This is a genomic window from Parahaliea mediterranea (assembly GCF_017255185.1).
Taxonomy (GTDB): domain Bacteria; phylum Pseudomonadota; class Gammaproteobacteria; order Pseudomonadales; family Halieaceae; genus JAFKCZ01.
The window spans coordinates 1-4,353 of sequence record NZ_JAFKCZ010000029.1 but is presented as its reverse complement, the minus strand read 5'-3'; the positions used below and the strand labels follow the sequence as shown (position 1 = coordinate 4,353).

At 47.9% G+C, this 4,353-nt stretch carries 6 protein-coding genes; all 6 read left to right on the top strand.

Annotation, left to right across the window (positions count from 1 at the left end):
* Positions 1 to 195 precede the first annotated feature (195 nt).
* Positions 196 to 522 (top strand): DUF3630 family protein, encoded by a 327-nt coding sequence (locus tag JYP50_RS21545; protein ID WP_206562641.1) that lies wholly within the window; start codon positions 196 to 198, stop codon positions 520 to 522.
* A 95-nt stretch (positions 523 to 617) separates the two neighbouring features.
* A complete protein-coding gene (locus JYP50_RS21540; RefSeq protein ID WP_206562640.1) occupies positions 618 to 1,037 on the top strand; it encodes a hypothetical protein in 420 nt (139 codons plus the stop codon).
* A gap of 96 nt (positions 1,038 to 1,133) precedes the next feature.
* Positions 1,134 to 2,015 carry a DUF6602 domain-containing protein gene (locus JYP50_RS21535; protein ID WP_206562639.1) on the top strand — a complete coding sequence of 294 codons (882 nt, stop codon included), beginning with the start codon at positions 1,134 to 1,136 and terminating at the stop codon, positions 2,013 to 2,015.
* Between the two features lie 92 nt (positions 2,016 to 2,107).
* The gene (locus JYP50_RS22320; protein ID WP_431311312.1) at positions 2,108 to 2,470 is read left to right on the top strand and encodes an energy transducer TonB; all 363 of its coding nucleotides are present in this window, start codon (positions 2,108 to 2,110) and stop codon (positions 2,468 to 2,470) included.
* 75 nt (positions 2,471 to 2,545) lie between these two features.
* Complete coding sequence (locus tag JYP50_RS21525; RefSeq protein ID WP_206562637.1) at positions 2,546 to 2,917, top strand: hypothetical protein; 372 nt, start codon at positions 2,546 to 2,548, stop codon at positions 2,915 to 2,917.
* A gap of 525 nt (positions 2,918 to 3,442) precedes the next feature.
* Positions 3,443 to 4,353: transposase (locus JYP50_RS21520; RefSeq protein ID WP_241263415.1), on the top strand; the 911-nt coding region annotated here is incomplete at its 3' end.

Here is a 4,353-nt window from a genome sequence, read left to right as displayed (position 1 = left end):
AGCTATTTTTACTCTTGGTTATTTTGGGCACAGCTTGCCCTTGTCGCTTTATTATTTACCCCAAGCTCGCAACGTTGGCTCAAGGAGTGCGGAAATGAGGCCAGTTAACAAGGCGTTGAACTACGCGCCTATCGGCGCCGGACAGCCTAAACGCGGCTTCGCCGCAGGCCGCCGGTTAACGCGACGTTATAAGCCATGACAACTATCGTCTTCGCGAATCCAAAGAAGCAGAAGATGGCCGCAGGCTGGGAAAGCTTGGAGCTTACCGAGGCTGGCACTTGGGAGTCTTTTCCGCCCTTCGCTCATAGATATGCGGAGCAAATTGGAGCAAAGGTACTGAGAAAGATTACTGGCCCAGATATGCATATCTGGGAAATCGAATATGAGGGTGAAATTCTAAATTTCGTTTATGATGATTTTCCAAATGGTGTTTCAATTGAACCCAAAGCTGAATCTGGTCAGTTGGCAATAGATAAACTTTACAGATTGGTTTTAGAGCAAAGTGATCCAAATGGCTTATAACAAAGCGTTCAACTACGCGCCTGACGGCGCCGGACAGCCTAAACGCGGCTTCGCCGCAGGCCGCCGGTTAACGCGACGTTAACAGGCTCTTTAGTATGAAAAAACTACTTTGGTTCTACTTGGTTTGTCTACCAGCTTTCGCCAATAGTGATTCAAACACTTCCTTTTCCTTAGAGAGTATAGCTGGTGTCTGGAAATCAAATTGGACTAGCGTGCCAGGTGAAAAACAGACGCTGACCTTTCAAGAGCCTGGTGATTCTAAGTTCCTTCGAATATTCCCCGATGGCGACGAAATACACGTAAGCGCATCAATCTCAGATACCACAATCCTCGACGACATCATTCTTATTGAGTACTACGATGGTGATTTCGGAATTAGGTACAAGCTTGTGCTTTCCGGCTGGCATGTGGAGGAAGGTGGAAAAAGGGCCAGTGCAATATATGGCACAATGTTCCTATACCAAAATGGAAGGCAGTTTAATGGATTTCCCGTATCTTTCAGGCCCGCCAGTTAACAAGGCCATGAATTCGGCCACAAAAAATCGTGGCCTGGGACGCGCATACAGCGCGCGCCCATTATGGCGACGTTAGAGCAGCCTAGATAGGAAGATATGGACGGAAAAAGATTACAAGATTATTGGTCTCAAGAAGTCGATGCATTAATTTCGACGTATAAACAATTCGAGACTTTAATTCCATCAGAAAAGCATGATGGCTCTGCCCATCATGGTGAGGATGGGCGCTTTGTAGAAGATTTGATACGAGAGTACTTCTCAAAATACCTTCCAAAGGGATTAGAAGTTCTTACTGGCTTTATTTTAAGGCCAGCAGTTAAAACAGGGACTAATGGTCGCGAAAGAAAGTCTGATTCCGATAAACATTCATCACAACTAGATATCATAGTATTCGACTCGGAGCGCTATCCTGTATTTCAAAGATTCGGGGATAGTGTAATAGTTCCTCCTGAAGGCGTTGTAGCCATTATCTCAGTTAAAAAGCACCTGAATGACGGTGATATTAAGAAAGAATGTGAAGCCCTTTGGGTAGCGTCAAAGCTATGCCGAACCCAACATTCAAACTTAAGCGAAGACAAAGTACGTGGCCCTTATTTAGCCTTAGTAAGTATGAACTCGAAAATTGAAAAGAAGACACAAGATAATCTTGAATGGATCTTTTCTAAAATTAATGAAGCTTATACTGGTCAAGAAAAGCCAACTTTCGATGACCTAGTTGGTTTCGTTGGCTCGCTAAATGAATGGAGTATTTTTAAGAGAAGACCAGAAGGAAAGCCTCCCTCAAAAGCTGAATATGTTAACTTAATTCACAAGACCGGAGAGTCACACCTAGGGTTACAATTTATCCTTACAGGAGTGCTTTCTGTTTTTTATGATGAGACAAGACGAAATTTGAGAAGACCTGGTTTTACTGCATTCCCTTCTGGTAGAAACCATGATAAATCCCTTGGGAAGATAGAATGTAATGGACTCAGGTAGCTCTAACAAGCAGCAGCAACGGACTGTCAAACCTGTCACTCCATTTGCTGCGCAAATACGTGCCAGCTTTGCCAGCCGCAGTGCTGGGCGTTATGTGCTCTAGAATGTTCCGTAGAGTTAGCTTGATGATTCTCGCCATTTGCGCCTGGTGTGCCACCTCTATAGCCACTACGGTTTCAAGGCCTGATGCTTACCCAGAACATGCAGCGCTTAACTGCATCGAAGGCTGGGTGGTCCTAAGCTATTCCGTAAATTCGGAAGGCAAGGCGGAATCTGTAAACGTTGAAGAATCCGAACCCACAGGAGTGTTCGAAGAAGCTGCGATAAAGCAGCTAATGCGACAAAATTTCGACCCCAATGACGTATCAAGCGAAACCCCGGTACAGCGGAGGCATATGCTCAGATTCACTTATGAACTTGATGACTATTCCTATGAGCCCTGTGCCGGCACATAACAAGTCAAGGCTGCAAGGGCGCTGCGCGCCGGGACCGGCTAACGCCGGCCCCAGCTTTAAGCGTTACGAGTCTTTATGAGCAAGTACCTCTTTATTGCCATCTTTGTAATGACTGTCTCGTACCTTCGACAGAAATGCCACAAACTGTCTATGCCCTGGCAGCAGAGAGTCGTCCGAGGCTTCCTAGTAGGGATCGCTATTTCGGCTTTGCTCGTGGCACTTACTTTTTGGCAGGTCCAATCGGGTCAGCGTGATGAAATAGACTTTGTACGTCTTGGATGGCTGATTCTCTTCTTACTGGGCTTTGGCTCCATCTCGCTACTAGGTGGTGGTCCTCCGCGCAATTTAGACACCGGTGCTCCATCTGAAAATCCAGATCACATAAGCCCCGCGCAACGAGTTAAAAATGCAAATGCCAGCACAGCTAAAACGACACGTAACAAGTAGCGGCAGTTCGCGCCTGTCGGCGCCGGACACGAAAACCGCTACGCGGTTCTCGTGCCGCTGCGCAAGGCGTTAATGTGCGCATTAGCCAAGGAATCGAGAAATGGAGTTCACAACGATTCAAGCACCACGATCAAAGTACCCAGTCTCAGGAAGCCCGTGCGGCTTATACCCCCGCGCGTCCGTTCCTGGTGCCATCTATAACCTAAAAACGTCTCCGCGGAAACGTGGCTTCGTTCCTGGTGGTGCTTACATCAATTTAACGGGACACGACGCTATCGGCAGTTCCGTTCCCGGCAGCTTCGTTTCAGGTAAGCCTCCGCTTTCGCTCCGGCAACGTGGTATACGGGAGGGCTTTCCCGGCGCAACATTAACCAGGCGTTCAACTACGCGCCTGACGGCGCCGGACAGCCTAAATGCGGCTTCGCCGCTGGCCGCCGGTTAACGCGACGTTGAGGCTGTAGAAAAACCCCATTTAAATCAGTAAAACCCGGTAAAATGGCATTGTAGCGTGAAAGGATTCCAGAAATGCCAAAGTTCAAGGCCTACAACTACAATCAAGACACCATGGTGGTGGTCAACTTCAAGGAACAGTTGCAGCCAGGCACCTTTGAACACGCAATACACTTCTTGATCGATAACAAGCTTGACCTTTCTCTCTTCGATAAACACTACAAAAACGACGATGGTGGACGGCCTGCTTACGATCCGGCGATTTTATTGAAGATCGTGCTATTTGCTTATTCCCGCGGTATTACATCGAGCCGAGAAATTCAATGGTGCTGCGAAACCAACATCATCTTCAAGGCACTGTCCTGCGACACGGTTCCTCACTTTACGACCATTGCCGCCTTTGTTAGCAGTTATCCAGAGGAAATCGAACAGTTGTTTGAACAGATTCTCCTGGTCTGTCACAAGCAAGGCCTGCTGGGTAATGATCTTTTCGCCATTGACGGCTGCAAAATGTCGTCCAATGCAGCAAAGGAATGGTCGGGTACCTTCAAGGAGTTGGAGGAGAAAAAACAGAAGATACGCAGCCGGATTCGCCATTGCGTTCAAGAGCACCGCAAACTGGATAAGAATGGTCCGAGCAATGCGCCGCAAGCCGCCCGACAGGCGCAGACGATCAAGACGCTGGAGCAAGCCTTTGACAGGATCGATCAGTTCCTAAAGACGCAAGCCCCACGGATGGGGCAAGGTAAGCGGCCAAAGGAAGTGAAAAGCAACATCACCGACAATGAATCGGCGAAGATGACAACCTCCAAGGGAACGATTCAAGGGTATAACGGCGTCGCAACCGTCGACAAAAAGCATCAGATCATCGTGGACGCCCAGGCATTCGGTCATGGTCAGGAACATCACACCCTACGTCCTGTTCTGGAATCACTGGAAAAGCGGTATCAAAGACTGAAGATCCGTCAAAACCTACTTAACCAAAA